General features: G+C 71.7%; 17 protein-coding genes. 6 read left to right on the top strand and 11 right to left on the bottom strand.

Annotated elements, in window-relative coordinates; all coding sequences use genetic code 11:
• Positions 1-88 precede the first annotated feature (88 nt).
• A complete protein-coding gene (locus FLP10_RS10680; RefSeq protein ID WP_149160840.1) occupies positions 89-733 on the bottom strand; it encodes a GntR family transcriptional regulator in 645 nt (214 codons plus the stop codon).
• Positions 734-950: 217 nt separating this feature from the next.
• On the opposite strand from FLP10_RS10680, the gene FLP10_RS10675 reads away from it, so the two are divergent.
• Genes FLP10_RS10675 through FLP10_RS10665 form a run of 3 tightly spaced genes read left to right on the top strand, consistent with a single transcriptional unit; the run spans position 951 to position 3,015 of the window.
• Positions 951-1,703, top strand: coding sequence for an alpha/beta fold hydrolase (locus FLP10_RS10675; RefSeq protein ID WP_149160839.1), 753 nt, complete (start codon positions 951-953; stop codon positions 1,701-1,703).
• Complete coding sequence (locus tag FLP10_RS10670; RefSeq protein WP_149160838.1) at positions 1,700-2,677, top strand: NAD(P)/FAD-dependent oxidoreductase; 978 nt, start codon at positions 1,700-1,702, stop codon at positions 2,675-2,677. Before FLP10_RS10675 ends, FLP10_RS10670 begins: the two co-directional genes overlap by 4 nt.
• Before the next feature lie 2 nt (positions 2,678-2,679).
• On the top strand, positions 2,680-3,015 hold the full coding sequence (locus FLP10_RS10665) for a nuclear transport factor 2 family protein (RefSeq protein ID WP_149160837.1): 336 nt from the start codon (positions 2,680-2,682) through the stop codon (positions 3,013-3,015).
• Between the two features lie 70 nt (positions 3,016-3,085).
• On the opposite strand, the gene FLP10_RS10660 is transcribed toward FLP10_RS10665, so the two are convergent.
• Together FLP10_RS10660 and yczR are read right to left on the bottom strand one after the other, a co-directional pair.
• Positions 3,086-5,971, bottom strand: a complete 2,886-nt coding sequence (locus tag FLP10_RS10660) for an esterase-like activity of phytase family protein (protein ID WP_149160836.1) — start codon at positions 5,969-5,971, stop codon at positions 3,086-3,088.
• 257 nt (positions 5,972-6,228) lie between these two features.
• Complete coding sequence (yczR, locus tag FLP10_RS10655) at positions 6,229-7,668, bottom strand: MocR-like transcription factor YczR (RefSeq protein WP_149160835.1); 1,440 nt, start codon at positions 7,666-7,668, stop codon at positions 6,229-6,231.
• Between the two features lie 63 nt (positions 7,669-7,731).
• Between yczR and yczE the strand changes: the two genes are divergently transcribed.
• Entirely contained in the window at positions 7,732-8,409 is a 678-nt protein-coding gene (yczE, locus tag FLP10_RS10650; RefSeq protein WP_149160834.1) for a membrane protein YczE, read from the top strand.
• 201 nt (positions 8,410-8,610) lie between these two features.
• Here yczE and FLP10_RS10645 read toward each other — a convergent pair whose 3' ends face one another.
• Positions 8,611-9,369: a MerR family transcriptional regulator gene (locus FLP10_RS10645; protein ID WP_149160833.1), complete on the bottom strand. Its 759-nt coding sequence runs from the start codon at positions 9,367-9,369 to the stop codon at positions 8,611-8,613.
• 142 nt (positions 9,370-9,511) lie between these two features.
• Here FLP10_RS10645 and FLP10_RS10640 point away from each other — a divergent pair, with 142 nt between their 5' ends.
• On the top strand, positions 9,512-10,384 hold the full coding sequence (locus FLP10_RS10640; protein ID WP_210418382.1) for a DUF4097 family beta strand repeat-containing protein: 873 nt from the start codon (positions 9,512-9,514) through the stop codon (positions 10,382-10,384).
• On the top strand, positions 10,381-11,010 hold the full coding sequence (locus FLP10_RS10635; RefSeq protein ID WP_149160832.1) for a PadR family transcriptional regulator: 630 nt from the start codon (positions 10,381-10,383) through the stop codon (positions 11,008-11,010). The genes FLP10_RS10640 and FLP10_RS10635 overlap by 4 nt, the downstream gene beginning before the upstream one ends.
• A gap of 79 nt (positions 11,011-11,089) precedes the next feature.
• On the opposite strand, the gene FLP10_RS10630 is transcribed toward FLP10_RS10635, so the two are convergent.
• The 7 genes from FLP10_RS10630 to FLP10_RS10600 are packed head-to-tail and all read right to left on the bottom strand — an operon-like array spanning position 11,090 to position 18,301.
• Positions 11,090-11,782, bottom strand: coding sequence for a GntR family transcriptional regulator (locus tag FLP10_RS10630; RefSeq protein ID WP_149160831.1), 693 nt, complete (start codon positions 11,780-11,782; stop codon positions 11,090-11,092).
• Positions 11,779-13,263, bottom strand: coding sequence for an aminopeptidase P family protein (locus FLP10_RS10625; protein ID WP_342780515.1), 1,485 nt, complete (start codon positions 13,261-13,263; stop codon positions 11,779-11,781). The genes FLP10_RS10630 and FLP10_RS10625 overlap by 4 nt, the downstream gene beginning before the upstream one ends.
• On the bottom strand, positions 13,260-14,612 hold the full coding sequence (locus FLP10_RS10620) for an alpha/beta fold hydrolase (protein ID WP_149160830.1): 1,353 nt from the start codon (positions 14,610-14,612) through the stop codon (positions 13,260-13,262). Before FLP10_RS10620 ends, FLP10_RS10625 begins: the two co-directional genes overlap by 4 nt.
• The gene (locus FLP10_RS10615) at positions 14,609-15,490 is read right to left on the bottom strand and encodes an ABC transporter ATP-binding protein (protein WP_149160829.1); all 882 of its coding nucleotides are present in this window, start codon (positions 15,488-15,490) and stop codon (positions 14,609-14,611) included. Before FLP10_RS10615 ends, FLP10_RS10620 begins: the two co-directional genes overlap by 4 nt.
• Positions 15,487-16,350, bottom strand: a complete 864-nt coding sequence (locus FLP10_RS10610) for an ABC transporter ATP-binding protein (RefSeq protein WP_210418381.1) — start codon at positions 16,348-16,350, stop codon at positions 15,487-15,489. Before FLP10_RS10610 ends, FLP10_RS10615 begins: the two co-directional genes overlap by 4 nt.
• Entirely contained in the window at positions 16,347-17,342 is a 996-nt protein-coding gene (locus FLP10_RS10605; RefSeq protein ID WP_149160828.1) for an ABC transporter permease, read from the bottom strand. The genes FLP10_RS10610 and FLP10_RS10605 overlap by 4 nt, the downstream gene beginning before the upstream one ends.
• The gene (locus FLP10_RS10600) at positions 17,342-18,301 is read right to left on the bottom strand and encodes an ABC transporter permease (RefSeq protein ID WP_149160827.1); all 960 of its coding nucleotides are present in this window, start codon (positions 18,299-18,301) and stop codon (positions 17,342-17,344) included. The genes FLP10_RS10605 and FLP10_RS10600 overlap by 1 nt, the downstream gene beginning before the upstream one ends.
• Between the last annotated feature and the right edge of the window lies 1 nt (position 18,302).

Below are 18,302 nucleotides of genomic sequence, written 5' to 3'. Positions count from 1 at the left end.
CGCAGTCGTCAGGTCACGGCCCGCTGTGAATGGTTGATGAATGACAACGGATGCCTCGCGAGGCATCGCGTGTCGAGAGTCTTGCCGCTCAGGACGCGGGCAGGCTGTGCCAGGTGTCGAAGGCGATGGATGCCGCGCCTTCGGCATCGCCCTGCTCGCATAGGCGGATCAGCGTCTCGTGACGATCGACCGAGTCGGCGCCGCTGAGCGTGGTGAACCGCATGCGCTCGGCGCGGCGCACGACCGGCGTGAACTGATCGAGCACCGCCGCGAGTGCTCGATTGCCGCCGACCGCGACGGGCACGGCGTGCAGGTCGTCGTCGGCGCGCAGGGCCGCGTCGACGTCGCCGGCCTCGATCGCCGCCGCGAACCGGGCGTTGGCCTCGCGCATCGCCGTCAGGTCGTCGGAGGTGAGGCTCCGTGCCGCCTCGCGCACGGCGAGCTCGTGCATCGCGGCGACCACGTCGCGCGCGTCGCGCGCGGTGCGCAGGTCGAGCGTGCTCACGGTCGTCGACCGCCCGGGCTGAGCGATGACGAGCCCCGCCTGCGCGAGCCGGAGCAGCGCCTCGCGCACCGGCGTGCGACTGACGCCGAGCCAGGCGGCGAGGTCACCGTCTTTGAGTTGCTCACCCGGCTCGAGCGTGCCGTCGATGATCGCATCGCGTAGCCGCACGAAGACGTCATCGCGTAGCAGGGTGCGATCGACGGGTGGGACGTGCGCTGGGATCGGCATGCAATATATCTCGCACACCTGGGCGGCTACGTCAACCGAGCACGCGGGCAATCGGGCACCGCCACATCCCGCGTGCCAATCGTCCCGAATCCGAATCGCTCGAATTGATATGCAATATATTGCGAGCAATGTTCGTTACACCCATCGAGCCCGGAGCACTCCCGCTCCTGCTCAGCCCCGATGGGAACCCGTCGGGACGAATCGAAAGGAAACTCCGATGACCACGAACACCGCGAAGCCGACCGTCGTGCTGGTGCACGGCGCGTTCGCCGACTCGTCGAGCTGGAACGGCGTGATCGAGCGCCTGCACCGCAACGGCTACCCCGTGATCGCCGTCGCCAACCCGCTGCGCGGTCTGCAGCCCGACGCGGCCTACCTGCGCAGCGTGCTCGAGAGCGTCGACGGGCCGATCGTGCTCGCCGGGCACTCCTACGGCGGCAGTGTCCTCAGCGAGGCCGTCGACGGCACGGCAGATGTGCGCGCCCTCGTCTTCATCGCCAGCTTCCAGCTCGATGTCGGCGAGAGCACCGGCGAGCTGGCGGCGAAGTTCCCGGGCGGCGAGCTCGGGCCGGCGCTGCGCGAGGTGCCGGTCCCCACCGCCGACGGCACGGGCACCGATCTCTCCATCGATCAGGACGAGTTCCGTCGCGTCTTCGCCGCCGATGTGCCCGAGCAGACGACCGCGCTCATGGCCGCGACCCAGCGGCCCATCACCGCGAACGCGCTCTCGGATGCCGCGACGAACGCCGGGTGGAAGCTCGTCGAGTCGTGGAGCCTCGTGACCCTCGAGGACCTCGCGATCCCCGCCGACTCGATGCGGTTCATGTCCGAGCGGGCGAACTCGCACACCGTCGAGATCCACGCCTCGCACGGCGTGACCGTCTCGCAGCCCGAGGCCGTCGCCGACCTGATCGACGAGGCCGCACGCACGACCGTGCCGGCCGCGTCGGAGCTGGCGGTGGCTGGATGACGGCGCCATCACCGAATCGGACTCAGCCCACCGGCAGCGGCTCCGCCCCGCGATCCTTCGACATCGGGATCGTCGGCGGCGGGGCCGCCGGCCTGAGTGCGGCCCTGATGCTGGGCCGCGCTCGGCGCTCGGTCGTCGTCATCGATTCGGGGCGGCCGCGGAACCGGTTCGCGCCCCATATGCACGGCGTGCTCGGACACGACGGCAGGCCGCCGCTGGAACTGCTCGCGCGCGGCCGAGCCGAGGCCCGGGGGTACGGCGTCGAGTTCGCCGAGGGCGAGGTGTCGGCGGTCGAGCGCGTCGCGGGGGGCTTCCTGCTGCGCGGCGCGCACGAGGTGCTCGTGCGCCGGGTCGTCGTCGCCACCGGGCTGGTCGACGAACTGCCGGCGATCCCCGGCCTCGAGGCCATGTGGGGCACGAGCGCGGTCGCGTGCCCGTACTGCGACGGCTGGGAGGTGCGCGATCGGCCGCTCGGCGTGATCGCGACGTCGCCGATGAGCCGCAACCAGGCGCAACTGCTCCGGCAGTGGACCGAAGACCTGACCGTCTTCGGGGCCGTCGAGGCGGGGATCCCCGAGGCCGAGCTGCGGGCGTTCGCGATGCGAGGCATCCGTGTCGCTCCGCCCGCGACCGAGGTGAGCGGACGCCTCGGCGCGGTCAGAGTATCCACCGCCGAGGGCGAGCATCGCGTCGATCGACTCTTCGTCGGCGCACGCCCGCGGCCGGTCGACGCCCTGCTGTCGCACCTCGGCTGCGACACCCAGCAGACGCCCATGGGCACGGTCGTCGCCACCGACGACTCGGGGCAGACCAGCGTCAAGGGCGTGTGGGCGGTCGGGAACGTCGCCGACCTGAAGGCGCTCGTCCCGATGGCCCTCGGCGCCGGGGTCCACACCGCAACCCAGATCAACATCTCCCTCCTCGAGGAGGAGATCGCACGAGCGCTCGCGTCGGACGCGAGCAGAGAGGACTGACCATGCACACCAGCACCGCATCATCCACCCACCCGGTGGTGGCCGCCGCGATAGAGGCGCTCGACGCCCACGATGCCGAGGCCCTCGCCGCGCTCTTCGTCGCCGACGGCTGCGTCGACGACGAGAGCGAGACGCACGAGGGCCGGTCGGCGATCCGCCGATGGTTCGAGGCGACGCCGGCCACCCGCATCGAGCTGCTGCACGAGGAGTCCTACGGCTCCGAGGTCGAGCTCATCGCGAAGGCCCACGGCGACTACCCGCAGAGCCCGCTGTCGTTCCGCTACGGCTTCGAGCTCGAGGGCGACCGCATCGCGAGCCTGAAGATCTCGCTCATCTGAGTCGGCACGCGCCAGCGCCGGTCGAGGAGTGCTTCGCGAAGCGCTCCTCGACCGGCGAGATGCGTCGCCGCTAGGCGGCCTGCCGGCGGCGGCGCGTGCCCACGACCGCGGCGGCACCGCCGGCCGCGAGGACGAGGCCGGCGAGCCCGAGCGCCCAGCCGGGCTCGACGCCCGTGCTGGCGAGGTCGCCGCTCGCCCCGGTTGCGCTTCCGACGGGCGCCGCGGCCGCCGCCACGGTCAGCGCGGCCGACACCTCGGTGCCGTCGGGCAGGATCGCGACCAGCGTGTGCGCGCCCGCCGGGGTCGAGGCCGGGATGGTCGCCGTGAACGACAGCGTGCCGTCGGCAGCTGCGGTCGCGCCACCGAGCGCGACCGGCTCGCTGCGCAGTTCGAAGCGAACGGATGCCTCGGGCTCGAAGCCCGTGCCCGAGACCACCACGGTGCCGCCGGCGACGACGGTCGACGCGCCGAGCGTGATCGACGGGGCGTCGGGCTGACCCGGCTCCTCGCCGCCCGGCTCCTCGCCGCCCGGCTCCTCCCCACCGGGCTCCTCGCCGGTGCCGCCGCCGAACACCGCGTCGGCGTCGCCCAGCCGCAGGAACACCGTCTCGCCCGTGGCGTCCGCCAGGCCGTCGTTGTCGGTGACCGCGTAGAGCTGTCCGTCGGCGGCGATGGCGAAGCCCTCGAGCTTCTCCTGCGTCCAGCCGTGGGTCGCGCGCAGCGCGGCCAGCACGTCGATCGCGGTGCGCTTCTCGAGGATCGGCAGCGTGCCGCCGGCCGCGAGCGAGGCATCCGTCGCCCCCGCGCCCGCGGGGAGGTCGACCGTGGTGACGCGCTTGACGGCCGCAGCCGGCCCGTTCAGCTTGTCGCGCTCGATGAGCGCGAACGTGTCGTCGTCGATCGCGGTGATCTCCGAGAGGCCGAGCCAGTCGCCCGCGACCGAGGTGTGCTCGAGGCGGTACCCGTACCAACTCCACTCGCCGCCGGCCAGGTCGTACCGGCCGATGCGGGTCACGTCGTCGCCGTCGACCGTGCCGGCCGCGGCGTTCGCCGGGTCGGTCCAGAGCGGGCGTTGGATCGCGACCCAGAGCTGCGCGTCAGCGCCCGACCCGGTGACCGTGACACCTTCGAGGCCCCACTTGCCGACGTGCGCGGTGACGTCGGCCGGCAGGTCGACGCGCCGGTCGATGAGGCCCAGGCCGTCGGTGTGCACGAGCTGGTTCGCGGCCCCGGTCGCCCCCTCGAGCGCGAGCCAGAACCCGCCGTCGCCGTCGACCGCGAGGCCCTCGATGTCGAGCGCGACGGGTGCGCCCTGCTCGTCCGAGATGTGGATGGCGCGGTCGACGACCGCCGGCGTGCGGCTCACGTCGATCGAGTACACCGTGCTCGGCGCGACGGCGACGTCGCTCGCGGCCCAGACATGCGTGGCGTCGGTCGGGTTGCCGGCCAGCGCGCCGAGCGCCTGCCAGCCGATCGGCGCACCGTCGGCGCTCGACGCGTCGACGCCCGAGACGAGGCTCGGCTGCGCGATGGTGCCGGCGGGCGCCTCACCGAACACGTACACGTTGACCGATGCGCGCACGTTGACCGACGAGTCATCCGTCTCGCTCGACACGACCAGCAGATCGCGGCCGGGCACGGGCAGGATGCCCTCGGGCCCGTTCGTCGAGAACAGCACCTGCACGAACGCGGGTGCCGCCGGGTCGCTCACGTCGTAGACCGCGATGAAGTTGCTGCGCTCGCTCGCGACGAACGCGTACGGCGTGCCGTCGAACTCGGCGACCGCCAGCCCCTCGGGCTCGCTGCCCTTCTTGGCGGCGCGGTCGTTGTTCGCGAGGCCGTGCTGCACGGCGAGGCGCTCGAACGTGTTGCCCGCGTCCCAGACGACGTCGCCGTCGGCTGCGTCGAACACCGTCCAGCCGCGGGTGCCGCCCTTCCAGTCGCCCTCGTTCGCGGTGGCGAGCCGGTCGTCGCCGATCCAGGCGATCGCATCGGGTTCGCGCGGCGTCGCGGGAATCGACCCGGTGAGGTCGATCCGCGCGTCCTTCTTCACGTCGATGCCCGACACGGCGACCGAGCCCGCCGAGAACGCGCGGGTCACCTCGCGGGTGGCGAGGTCGATGATCGCGATGCCGTTGTTCTCCTGCAGCGTCACCGCGAGCTCGTTGCGCGAGTTGATCGCGACGTACTCGGGCTCGGGGTCTTCGGGGGTGTCGAGACCGGCTGCGGCGATCACGTCGATGGGCGTGCCGTCGTCGTTCAGGAACGAGACCGCGTCGAGCGTCCACGTCGCCGGGTCGGCCGGGTCGCGGCCGTCGCCGCCGAGCCCCAGCACCTGCACGAACCCGCCGGGCAGCTGCGGCAGATCGCCCTCGTCGCCGCCCTCGGGCGTGAACTCCTCGTCGCGCTGGTTCTCGATCGCGATGGCGGCGTACGCGCCGTCGTTCGAGATGGCGATCGAGTCGGGCTGACCGCCCAGGTCGATCGAGCGCACCACGGTGCGGTCGCTCACGCGCAGCACGTCGAGTCGACCCTTCGGCGCGGTGAACTCGCCGCCGGTCTCGTCGATGACGACGAGCACGAAGTCGCCGTACGCCGCGACCGAGGTCGGCTGGTCGTCGGCGTGGCCGAGTTCGGCGAGCTCGACGGTGCCGGTGCCGACCGGGTTCGACGGGTCGGTCACGTCGACGAACCCGATGCGCTTGCCGAGCGCGTCGGTGTAGACGACCGTGCCGTCGTCGGTGATGGTCGAGATCTCGGCGACGGTCGCCTCGGCCGGGTCGACCCCGTCGGGCACGTTCTGGAACACCGGGTAGGTGGCGGTTCGGGCGAAGGGCGCGACGGATGCCTCGGGCTCGCCGTCGGCCGCGAGCGCCGGCGCTGCGGCCGCGCCGGCCGCTCCCGCCGCGATGATCGAGGCCACGGCGAGCGCGGCGATGGACAGGGGACGTGACATGGGCACACTCCGATACGGGGGCGGTTGCGGGTCACGCCCACGCTGGCGAGCGCACGCGACGCCCGGATGTCACCTCGATGAACGAGCACGGCCTCGAAGATGAACGGATGCCGCGGCATCCTGCGACCCGATCCATACCGTTCTCAGGAACACCCGCCCGAATCGCACCGTATTCAGGAGAACACGCCGTCCACGCGCGCGAACCGACCCATTACGCCTGAGAAACGCATGCAGCGGGGTGTGAGGCGAGCTCCCCCTCACACCACCTCGGCCAGCAGCCCCGGCTCAGCCGTCGTCGGCACCGACCCGAGCGAACGCCAGGCCACCGCGAGCGCCCGCACCGAGGCATCCACCTGGTCGGGGGTCAGGCAGATCGGCAGCCGCAGGAACCGCTCGAACGCGCCGTCGATGCCGAAGCGGGGGCCGGCCGCGACGACGAGGCCCTGCGTGCGCGCCGCGAGCGCGAGCTGCGAGCTCACCGGCGCGCCGAGCTGCACCCAGGTCGCGATGCCGCCGTCGACGTGCGGCACGCGCCACTCGGGAATCGACTCGGCGAGCGCCGCCTCGAGCCGGTCGCGGCCGACGCGCAACTGCTCGCGGCGATGCTCGAGCACCTCGTCCATGCGTTCGACGAGCCGCGCCGCCATGAGCTGCTCGAGGATCGGGGTGCCCAGGTCGCCGGGCGCGCGCGCGGCGACCAGCCGGCGGATCAGCGGCCGCTCGGCGCGGATCCACCCGATGCGCAGGCCGCCCCACACCGTCTTGCCGAGCGAGCCGATGAGCACGGCCGGGCCGTACCCGGCGAACGGCAGCGGCGGGTCGACGCGATCGATATCGAGCTCGGCGGTCGTCTCGTCGGCGATGACGAGCGTGCCCTGCCGTGCGGCGGCGTCGAGCACGAGCTCGCGCGCGTCGGCCGGCAGGGTGCGACCGGTGGGGTTCTGGAAGTCGGGCATGAGGTATGCGATCGCGGGGTTCGCGTGCCCGAACGCCCGGGCGAGCTCGGCGGCCTCATCGTCGGCCTCGCCCGACTCCTGCGGCTGCACCGGCACCGGCACGAGCCGGGCTCCTGCCATGCGCAGCGCCTCGTATGCGTGCGGATACGTCGGCGCTTCGATCACGGCGCGATCGCCGCGACCGACCACGGTGCGGGCGATGAGCGCGATGGCGTGCTGCGCGCCGATGGTCACCATGATCTGCTCGGCCGAGGTGGGCAGGCCCCGCGCGGTGTACCGGTCGGCGAGCGCGGCGCGCAGCTCGGGCAGGCCGATGGGGTCGAAGCCCGAGTCGCCGAGCTGTCGCGGCAGGTCGTCGGCGGCTGCGCGGGCGATCTCGCCGAGCCAGGGCAGCGCCGGCGGGGCGGCCTTCGACAGGTCGAGGTACTCGGCCGACGGCGGTGCCGGCAGGAACGTGGGCGCTCCGCGCAGACGGGCGACGCTGCCCGAGCCGCGCACGCTGTGCAGGTACCCCTGCTCGCGCAGCAGCCGGTACGCGTTCGTGACGGTGGTGCGGCTGAGGTCGAGCCGGTCGGCGAGGTCGCGCTCGGCGGGCAGCCGGGTCTCGACGGGGATGCGCCCATCGAGCACGAGCAGCCGCAGCCGTTCGGCGAGTGCCCGGTAGGCGCTCGCCGGGTCGGCGCCGCGCCAGTCGCCGAGCAGGGCCTCGAGGGCACGGGCGCTCAGGGTGGACTGGGCCATGCGAGCCACTTTAGAAGAATTGGACTGTTGCCGAAAGGCCAATCCTCGAATTGGATGTCTCGTATGCGTCGTCTTCCGTCCTTCCGCGATCCCGCTCCGATCCTGACCCGTCGTCTCGTGCAGCTCTTCGTCGGGTTGTTCCTCTACGGCATCGGCATCGCGCTGATCGTGCGCGGCGAGCTCGGCGCCTCGCCGTGGGACGTGCTCACCCAGGGCATTGCGAAGCAGACCGGCCTCAGCTTCGGGCTCATCACCGTGATCGTGAGCGGCATCGTGCTGCTGCTGTGGATCCCGATCCGGCAGCTGCCCGGGTTCGGCACCCTGATGAACGCGCTGCTCGTCGGGCCGTCGGCCGACGTCGGCCTGTGGCTCATCCCGCCGCACCTCGACCTGTGGGTGCGAGCACTGCTGCTGCCCGCGGGCATCGTGGTGCTCGCGATCGCCACCGGGCTCTACATCGGCGCCCAGTTCGGCCCCGGCCCGCGCGACGGGCTCATGACGGGTCTGCACCAGCGCACCGGCCTGAAGATCTGGATCGTGCGCACGGCGATCGAGGTGACCGTGCTCGCGATCGGCTGGATGCTCGGCGGCATCGTCGGCATCGGCACGGTGCTGTTCGCCGCGACGATCGGCCCGCTCTGCGGGTGGACCATCCCCCGCTTCACGGTCAAGCGAGCGGATGCCTCGCGGCCGGCGCCGCGACGGCGCATCCAGCCCTCCGCGGCCCCGGCCGTCGACTAGCCCACCCGCAACCCACCTACCCACCTACCCACCTACCCACCCACCCACCCACCCGTCGATTGGACGGGATTCGGCGGGGTTCTCCCGCGGCGCCCGCCGAATCGCGTCCAAACGAGGCGGGCTGGAGCGTGGGGGCCCGGGCCGGGGACAGGAGGGGGCGAGGGGCCGAGGGGCGAGGGCCGGGGGCCGGCGCGGCACCGGCTAGAGGTTCGCCTCGGCGTACGCCCGCAGCGCGTCGCGCACGAACGTCGCCCCGGCCTCGCCGCCGTAGTTCGCCGCGAACCGCTCGTCGGCGACGTACATCTCGCCGAGCCCGACCACGTACCCCTTCAGGTCGCCGCCGGGCGTCGCGGCCGGCGTGCCCGGGATGCCCCGCAGCCACTCGACGTGCCGCGCGGCGAGCACCTGCGCAGTCTCGCTGTCGGGCGCGACGCCCGACTCGGCGGCGGCGGTCCAGTCGCGACCGAGTGCGTCGACCCGCGCCGTCCAGTCCCGCTGTCCCTCGGCGCCGAGCTCGCGCCACCAGCGGTCGCCGCGCGCATACGCGTCGGCGCCCCAACGCTGTTCGACTTCCTCGCGGTACTGCGTGTGGTCGAATCCGTCGAACATCTCCTGAGCCATGATCTGCTCATCTCCTTCCACTGCGTGCATGGTCTTCTCGACCGACGCGATCTGTCGCGCCAGTCGTTCGCGCTCCTGCCTGAGCCACTCGAGGTGGGCGGCGAGCGCCCGCGCCTCGGACTGCTGGCCGTCGAGCACCTCGGCGATCGCGGGCAGCCCGAGACCGAGGTCGCGCAGCAGCAGGATCCGTTGCAGCCGTACGAGCGCGCCCTGGTCGTAGTACCGGTAGCCGTTCGGGCCGATGCGGCTCGGCGGCAGCAGTCCCAGGTCGTCGTAGTGCCGCAGGGTACGGCTCGTGGTTCCCGCGAGGCGGGCCACCTCCTGTATCGACCAGTCCATGCCTCTCACGGTAGAGGTTGACGTTGCGTCAAGGTCAAGGCGAAGCATCCGGCCCGCTCTTGCATCTCGACCAAACGCGATATATCGTGTTATTGGTAAACGCGATATATCGCGAGACTTCCAGATCCAAGGAGCCCTCCCCATGACCATCGAGAAGTGGGTCGTCGCCCCCGGCGAGTCCCGGACCATCGACCTCGAACTCGTCCGCAAGCTCAAGGTCGGCCTCATCGGCGGCCGCGTCGACCTGATCGCGCACGACGAACCCGGCGCTCGCGTCGAGATCTCGGGCGTCACGGGCAAAGAACTGTCGGTCACGATCGACGGCGACGCGCTCGAGGTCGACCACCCGCAGCTGCGGTGGGACAACTTCATCGACGTCTTCAACCACTGGCGAGGCAACGCGCGCGCCGAGGTCTCGATCCTCGCGCCGCGGCACGTGCTGCTGAAGCTCGGCATCGTCTCGGGCGACGCGCTGGTGTCGGGGTTCGACGGCGACGCGAAGTTCAGCACCGTCTCGGGCAGCCTGGTGATCGACAACCACGTCGGCGACGTCGAGGTCTCGACCGTGTCGGGTGAGGCGTCGGTGGGCAACCACGTCGGCCGCGTCACCGCGCACTCGGTCTCGGGCGACCTCGTCGTCTCGGGCGACCTCGTCGGGTTCAAGGCCGACACCGTCTCGGGCGACATGATCGTCGACGCGCACGGCACACCCTCGAAGATCGACACGAACACCGTCACGGGCGCGTTGACCGTGCGGTATTCGGCCGGCTCGGGCGCGCGCTACCGCGTGAACACGGTGAGCGGCACCGTGCTCATCGACGACACCCAGTTCAAGGGCATGCTCGGCAAGGGCTTCGAGCGCACGGTCGGCGAGCTCGCGGGCACCTGGCTCGACCTCGGCGCGAACAGCGTCTCAGGCAGCATCTCGGTCATGCAGCGCGAGGCGGCTTCGGCGTCGAGCACGCCGGGCAACGGCGGCTCCGCGGATGCCGCGACCGACGAGGCATCCGCATGACCCCGCCCGTCTTCGCCCATGGCAACCTGCGCCTGTACCTGCTCGCGCTGCTCGACGAGCGGCCGCGGCACGGGTACGAGCTGATCCAGGCGCTGTCCGACCGGTTCGGCGGCACGTACTCGCCGAGCGCCGGCACGATCTACCCGCGTCTCTCGAAGCTCGAGGAGGAAGGGCTGGTCACCAAGGCCACCGACGGCCGCAAGACCGTGTACGAGATCACGGCCGCGGGCCGCGCCGAACTCGAGGCCCGGCGCCCCGAGCTCGATGCGATCGAGGACGAGGTGACCGATTCGGTGCGCCGACTCGCCGAGGGCGTGCGCGCCGAGGTCGGCGAGGCGATGCGCTCATTGCGCGCCGAGCTCGCGAGCGCGGCTCGCGAGGCGAAGCGGGCGGCGAAGGATGCCTCGCGTGAGCCGGCCACGGGCGCCCTCGGGCCGAACGCCGCCGCGATGCGCCTGGTGCACGAGGCCGACCTGGTGCTGAGCGAGTTCCGCCAGCAGGTGCGTCTCGACCTGCGCCGTCAGGCGCAGCAGGGCGGCGTGGTGGATGCCTCGACGGTCGAGTTGCTGCGCACGCGTCTGGCCGCGGTGCGCGACGAGGTGCTCGCAGGCGTTCGCGGCTCGTAGGCCCTCCCCGTTTCCGCGCGCTCTGGCGCTCGATCTCTGCCCACTCGATCTCGGCGCCCGCCGAGACCCGACCGAGCGATCAGCGCGCGAGCGCCTCGGCCGTCTCGGGGTTGCCGGCCCACCAGCCGAGGGTGTGCGCGATGTGCCGGTGCATGAGGTCGCGCGCACCGGCCGCGTCGCCCGCGGCGAGCAGATCGAGCAGCACGAGGTGCTCGGCGGCCGACTCCCCCAGTCGGTCGGACTCGAGCATCGCGACCAGCCCGACGAGCCTCGTGCGCGATCGCAGGTCGCGCACGAGGTCGACGAGCAGATCGTTGCCGAGCAGGGCGGTGAGGCCGAGGTGGAACTCGACGTCGGCCGCGAGATACGCCGGCAGGTCGCCGCGCGAGGCACCCGCGACGATCTGCTCGGCGAACGCCCGCAACGGCTCGAGCCGGTCGGCCGGCAGTTCGGGCAGCACGCGTGCGAGCTGTTCCATCGCGGGCGGTTCGAGCAGCTGGCGCACCGCGACGAGCTGCCGCAGCGCCTCGTCGCTGACCTCGGTCACCCGGAACCCCTTGTTGCGCACGGGCTCGACGAATCCGCGGTGCTCGAGTTCGAGCATCGCCTCGCGCACCGGAGTCGCCGAGACGTCGAACCGTGCGGCGAGCGTCGGCACGGTGAGCAGTTCGCCCGGCGCCAGCTCGCCCGAGATGATCGCCGCTGACAGCGTCTGCTCGACCTGGGCGCGCAGACTCCGGGGCTCGGGCAGGCGCAGCGATTCGAGGGTCATCGCGCCCGCATCCAGTCTTCGATGCCGGCGGCGTCGATGGGCAGCGCGTCGCTCAGCACCTCGGCCCCGGTGTCGGTGACGAGCAGGTCGTCCTCGAGGCGAACTCCGATGCCGCGCAGCTCGGGCGGCACGGTCTCGTCGAAGGTGTGGAAGTACAGTCCGGGCTCGACGGTCAGCACCATGCCCGGCGCCATGGTCGCCCCTTGGTAGGCCTCGTAGCTCGAGGTCGCGCAGTCGTGCACGTCGAGGCCGAGGTGGTGGCCGATGCCGCACACCAGGTACCGGCGGTGGTGCTGGCCGTCGGGCGAGAGCGCCTCGTCGACCGAAACGGGCAGCAGGCCCCAGTCGTGCAGGCCGTTCGCGATGACCTCCATCGCGGCATGGTGGAAGTCGCTGAACGCGCGCCCGGGCGCCACGGCCGCCAGGCCCGCCCGGTGCGCCCGCTCGACGAGGTCGTGCGCCTCGCGCTGGGCGGCGCTGAACGTGCCGTTCGCGGGGAAGGTCCGCGTGACGTCGGCGGTGTAGAACGCGCGGGTCTCGACGCCCATGTCGAGCAGCAGCAGCTCGTCGGGCACGACCGGCCCGTCGCAGCGCACCCAGTGCAGGGTCGGCGCGTGCCCGGCGCTGCCGACGATGGTCGAGTATCCGGGCCCGTTGCCGACGGTGCGCGCGTGCCGGTCGAACGTGCCCTGCAGCCAGCGTTCGCCGCCGCGCTCGACGGCGGTGGGGATCTCGCGGATGACGCTCGCGAACCCGTCGACGGTGTCATCGACGGCACGGCGCAGCTCGGCGATCTCCCACGCGTCCTTGAACATGCGCAGTTCCGCGAGTACGCGGGCCAGGTCGGGTGCGGCGCCGCGATCGAAGGGCGGATGCCACGGGGCCCCGCCGAACAGGACCTCGCCGTTCGAGCCGCCGACCGACGAGGCGCCGACCAGCTCGCCCAGCCGCCCGAGCGCCCGCACCTCGATGCCGAGCGCCGCCGACCAGTCGTCGAGGCTCGGCGCCGATCCGACCCACAGCTCGCCGTGCGCGGCGTCGCGGAAGAACGCGGTGTCACCCGGGTACGCGGGCGGGGGCACGAACAACGTCGCGTCGTGCGCGGAGCCCGCGGGCGTGAGCACGAGCACCGCGTCCTCGATGGCGCATCCGGTGAGCCACGCGAAGTCGCTGTGCGGCCGGAAGTCGTAGAACGTGTCGTTCGCCCGCACGGGCGCCGACCCCGCGGCGACCGCGATGACCCGGCCCGGGAACTGCGCCGATAGCCGTGCGCGGTGGGCGGCCGCCGCCTCGGCTGCGCCGGCCGGCAGCTTCGGGTCGCGGTCGGGGGTTCCCCAGCCGGTCGCCATGTAGTCGCGGAACGCCGGGATCTCGGCGAGCCGCGGCAGGCGCGGGTCGGGCGACGACGGCGCCGGCATCGACGACGCCGCGGCCGGAGCGTGGTCGTGGCCCGCGTGCGTGCCCTGGGCGAGATCGGTCATCCAGCGACTCCTTCGTTCGACGTGCGGTTCGAGACATCCGTGCGGTTCGAGACATCCAGCCTGGGCCCGCCGCGCTCGGCGACCAGCTCGACCAACCGGGGGAACACCCGCGCCGAACCGATGCCGTCGTGCTCGTACTCGTTCGTGACCCACGGCTGCAGGTTGCCGACCCGCCGAGCGGTGTCGAGCTGCAGCCCCGAGTCGACGTACATATCGTCGAAGTAGACGGCGGCGGCGACCGGCACCTCGTTGTCGGCGAGCCGGTCGAGGTCGTACAGCGGCGACCAATCGGCGCGCTCGGCGAGCAGGTGCACCGCATCGCGGAACGGCCGCAGCAGGCGGATCTCGTCGAACATCCAGGGGTACATCATCTCGCCGGTGAGCAGCAGCGGCCGGGCGTCCTCGGCGAACTGCGGATGCTGCGCCAGCTCGGCCTCGGCCGCCCACGCGGTCGGCCCGTTCGCGCCGTGACCGTAGATCGATTCCTGCATGACGGCGAACAGCGGGTTGTCGGCGTACGAGCTGCGGGCGAGCACCTGCGCCAGGAAGGTATCGGTGAACTCGTCGGATGCCGCGTCGAACGCCTCGTCGACCAGGGCGTGCATGCGTTCGTACCCGGGCTTCATGCCGAAGTCGATGCCGAGGCTCTGGAACCGTCGCACGGTCAGGCGGTCGCCGTCGGGCAGGCGCACGTCGTCGGCGGCGAGGCGGTCGGCGATGCGGGCGACGGATGCCACGTGCTGCGGGTAGCGGGCGTAGAACTCGCGGTTCTTGCCCTCGGTGCGGGGATACGTGCGGCGGTACACCTCGGCCGCGTCGGGGTGCACGCTCGCGAGGCCGCCGGTGACGTAGCAGGCCGCGAGCCCCTCGGGCGCCTTCGACAGGTACGTGAGGGTGAGGAATCCGCCATAGCTCTGCCCCAGCGTCGACCAGCGCCGCCCGCCGAACACCGTCTTCCGCAGATGCTCGGCGTCGGCGACGATCGAATCGGCGCGGAAGTGCGCGAGGTACGCGGCCTGCGCCGCGGCATCGCCGACGCGCGCGATCGAGCGCCCGCTGACCGGCGTGCTGCGGCCCGTGCCGCGCTGGTCGAGCAGCACGACCCGGTGGGTCTTCAGCGCCTCGCCGATCCAGCCGTCGGCCGCGGTCGGCCGCGGGCTCTTGCCGCCCGGGCCGCCCTGCAGGTAGACGAGCAGCGGCAGGTCGTCGCCGCGCTTCGCAGGCGCGACGAGCTCGCGCGCGAACACCTCGATGCCCGGCCCGGATGCCGCGCCGAACCAGTCGAGCGGCACCGGCACGACGTGGTCGCGCACGTGCATGCCGGGAATCGTGTACTCGGCTGTGATCATGCCGGCGCTCCTTCCAGGGCGGCCTCGGCCGCGAGCATCTCGAGCCGGCGGCGATCCCACTCGGGGTCGATGCGGGGCACCGCGGCCAGCAGGGTCTTCGTGTAGTCGTGCTGAGGCCGTTCGAAGACCTCCTCGCGGGTGCCCGTCTCGACGACCCGGCCCCGGTGCATGACCGCGACGGTGTCGGCGATCTGGCGCACCACGGCGAGGTCGTGCGCGATGAAGACGTAGCTGAGGCCCAGGTCGTCCTTCAGCTCGTTCAGCAGGTTGATCACGCGCGCCTGCACCGAGACATCCAGCGCCGACACCGCCTCGTCGCAGATCACCAGCTTGGGCGACAGCGCGAGCGCGCGGGCGATGCCAATGCGCTGCGCCTGCCCGCCCGAGAACTGGCCCGGGTAGCGCTGGGCGTGGTCGGGGTTCAGCCCCACCCGCTCCATGAGCTCGCGCGCGAGCCGCCGCTTGCCCTGCTTCGGCGTGATGCGCTGATAGTCGAGCGGCGCCGTGATGAGGCGTTCGACGGTGTGCTTCGGGTTGAGCGACGAGTACGGATCCTGGAACACCACCTGCACGTTCTGGCGGAACGCCGTGAGGGCGCGCCCCGTGGCATCCGTCACATCCTGCCCGTCGAACCGCACCCGCCCGCTCGTCGGAGCGATGAGCTTCGCGATGATGCGCGCCGTGGTCGACTTGCCCGACCCCGACTCGCCGACGATGCCGAGCGTGCCGCCGCGCGGCACCTCGAAACTCACGTCGTCGACGGCGGTGAACCGGGTCTTGCCGGCCACGATGCGGCCGTTGCCGCGCAGCACGAACTCCTTGGTGAGGTGCTGCGCCTCCAGGATCGGCGACGCCTGCGCCTGGCTCTGCTCGCTCACGCCTGCACCCCCTTCAGGGTCTCGAACGGGTCGTCGATGCGCGGCAGCGCGTCGAGCAACGCCCGGGTGTACGTCGCCTTCGGTGCGGTGAAGATCTGCTCGACCGTGCCGCGCTCGACCTCGGCGCCGTCCTTCATGACGAGCACGTCGTCGGCGACCCGGCTGACGACGGCGAGGTCGTGCGTGATGAAGACCATGCCCATGCCGGTGCCGCGCTGCAAGTCCTTCAGCAACTCGAGGATCTGCGCCTGCACGGTCACGTCGAGCGCCGTGGTCGGCTCGTCGCAGATCACGAGGTCGGGCTCGAGGCAGATCGCCATCGCGATCATGATGCGCTGGCGCATGCCGCCCGAGAACTGGTGCGGGTACTGGTCGAAGCGTCGCTCGGGGTCGGCGATGCGCACCCGGTCGAGCGCCTCGATCGCGACCTTCCTCGCCGCCGCGCGACTGCCGCCGCGGTGCGCGCGGTACGCCTCGGTGATCTGCAGGCCCACCGTGTAGTACGGGTTCAGCGACGACAACGGGTCCTGGAAGACCATCGCGATGCGGTCGCCCCGGATGCGCCGCAGGTCGCGGTCGCTGCGACCCAGCAGCTCGTGGCCGAAGAGGCGTGCACTGCCGGTCGCGGTGCCGCCGCGCGGCAGCAGGCCCATGATCGCGAGCGAGGTCATCGACTTGCCCGACCCCGACTCGCCGACGATGCCGAGCGTCTGCCCCTCGTCGACGCGGAAGCTCGAGCCGCGCACCACGTCGACCGGCCCCGACGAAGTCGGGAACGTCACCGTGAGGCGTTCGACCTCGAGCAGCGGTGCCCCGGCGACGGGGATCGAGATCGTGCGCGGCGTGCTCATGATGCTCATGCCGACTTCACCCTCACTCTCGGGTCGAGCCCCGTGTACGCGAGGTCGACGACGATGTTGCCGATCACCACGAGCAACCCCGCCAGCAGGGTCACTCCCATGATGACCGGCTGGTCGTTCTTCGTGATCGAATCGGCGGCGAGCTTGCCGACGCCGTTGAGCCCGAACACCGTCTCGGTGATGAGCGCGCCGCCGAGCAGCCCCGCGAAGTCCATGCCGAACAACGTCACGACGGGTGTGAGCGACGGGCGCAGGGCGTGCCGGCGCATCACGATCGACCCGTCGAGACCCTTCGCGCGCGCGGTGCGCATGAAGTTCTGACCGAGCGTGTCGATGACGTTGGTGCGCACGATGCGCGAGTACATCGCGGCGTAGCCGAACGCGAGCACCAGCCATGGCATCAGGTACGACTGGAACCACAGCACCGGGTCGGCGCTGAACTCCACCGCGCGCGGGAACGGCAGCCACTGCAACTGCACCACGAGCACGTACTGCAGCAGCAGCGCGACGAAGTAGTTCGGCAGGCTGATGCCGGCCAGTGCGCCGAACATGACGGTGCGGTCCCAGCCGGTGCCCTGCTTGACGGCACTGAGGAGTCCCCCGCCGACGCCGGCGAGCAGCCACAGCACGGCCGCGCCGACGGCGACGGTGATGCTGACGGGCATCCGGGCCGCGATCATGTCGGTGACCGACTGGTTCGTCTGGAAGCTGAAGCCCAGGCAGGGGGCCGCGCACTCGATCGCGCCGGGGCCCTCGCCGTAGGTGCGGCCGACGAAGATGCCGGTGAGGAACTGCCAGTACTGCGCGAAGAACGGCTGGTCGATGCCCAGTTGCGAGCGGATCTGGTCGATGCGCTCGGGCGTGCAGGTCTTGCCGCAGATCTGCACCGCCGGGTCGGGCGAGAGCCAGAAGAAGATCGCGAACGTGAACAGCGAGATGAGCGCGAGCACGACGATGCCCGCGAGGATGCGACGGATCAGGGTGAAGAGCATCAGGCGGCGTCTCCCGCGTCGAGCGCTTTGCGCAAGTGGTCGCCGAGCACTGTGAAGGCGAAGACGGTGAGGAACAGGAACGTGCCCGGGATGAGGAAGAACATCGGGTCGACTGCGTACCAGCCGACGGCCGTCGAGATCATCTGGCCCCACGAGGGGGTCGGCGGCATGACGCCGACGCCGAGGAACGAGAGCCCCGCCTCGGTGCCGATGTAGCCCGGCACGGCGAGCGTGGCGAGCACGATGATGGTGCCCCGCAGGTTCGGCAGCACCTCGCGGAACGCGATCCGCAGCGGTCGCGCGCCCGAGGCGCGGGCGGCCTCGACGAACTCGCTGTTGCGCAGCGACATGGTCTGGCCCCGGATGACCCGGGCGGTGTACGGCCAGCCGAAGATGCTGAGCACGATCACGAGCAGGGCCGGCCGATTGCCGGCGGGCAGCGCCGAGAGCAGCGCGATCATGAAGATCAGGGTCGGGAACGCCATCAGGAAGTCCATGACCCGCGAGATGACCTGGTCGGCGACGCCCCCGAAGAACCCGGCGATCATGCCGAGCACGACGCCGACCGTGGTGGTCAGCAGGGTCGCGCTCACCGCGATGAGCAGCGACACCTGGGCGCCGTAGGCCACACGGATGAAGATGTCCCGGCCGTTGCCGGGCTCGACGCCGAACCAGTGCTCGGCGCTGATGCCGCCGAGCGGACCGACTGGCATCCCGCCGAGATCGGAGTCGATCGCGGACGGGTCGAACTCGTACGGGTCCCAGCCGGTGATGGCCGAGAGCACGGGCGCGAAGATCGCCATGAGCGCGATGATCACGATGATCACCACGCTCGCGATCACAGCCGGGGAGGAGCGGAGGGACGCGATGACGCGTCGAGCCGGGGTGGGGGCGCCGCCCGAAGGCAGCGCCCCCTTCGCCTCGGTCTCGACGGCCAGTTCGCTGGGAACCGTCGTCATG

Origin of the sequence: Agromyces intestinalis, from assembly GCF_008365295.1 — a bacterium.
GTDB classification, from domain to species: domain Bacteria; phylum Actinomycetota; class Actinomycetes; order Actinomycetales; family Microbacteriaceae; genus Agromyces; species Agromyces intestinalis.
Note: the sequence above shows the minus strand (reverse complement) of the source record. Positions and strands in the feature narration are given on the sequence as shown.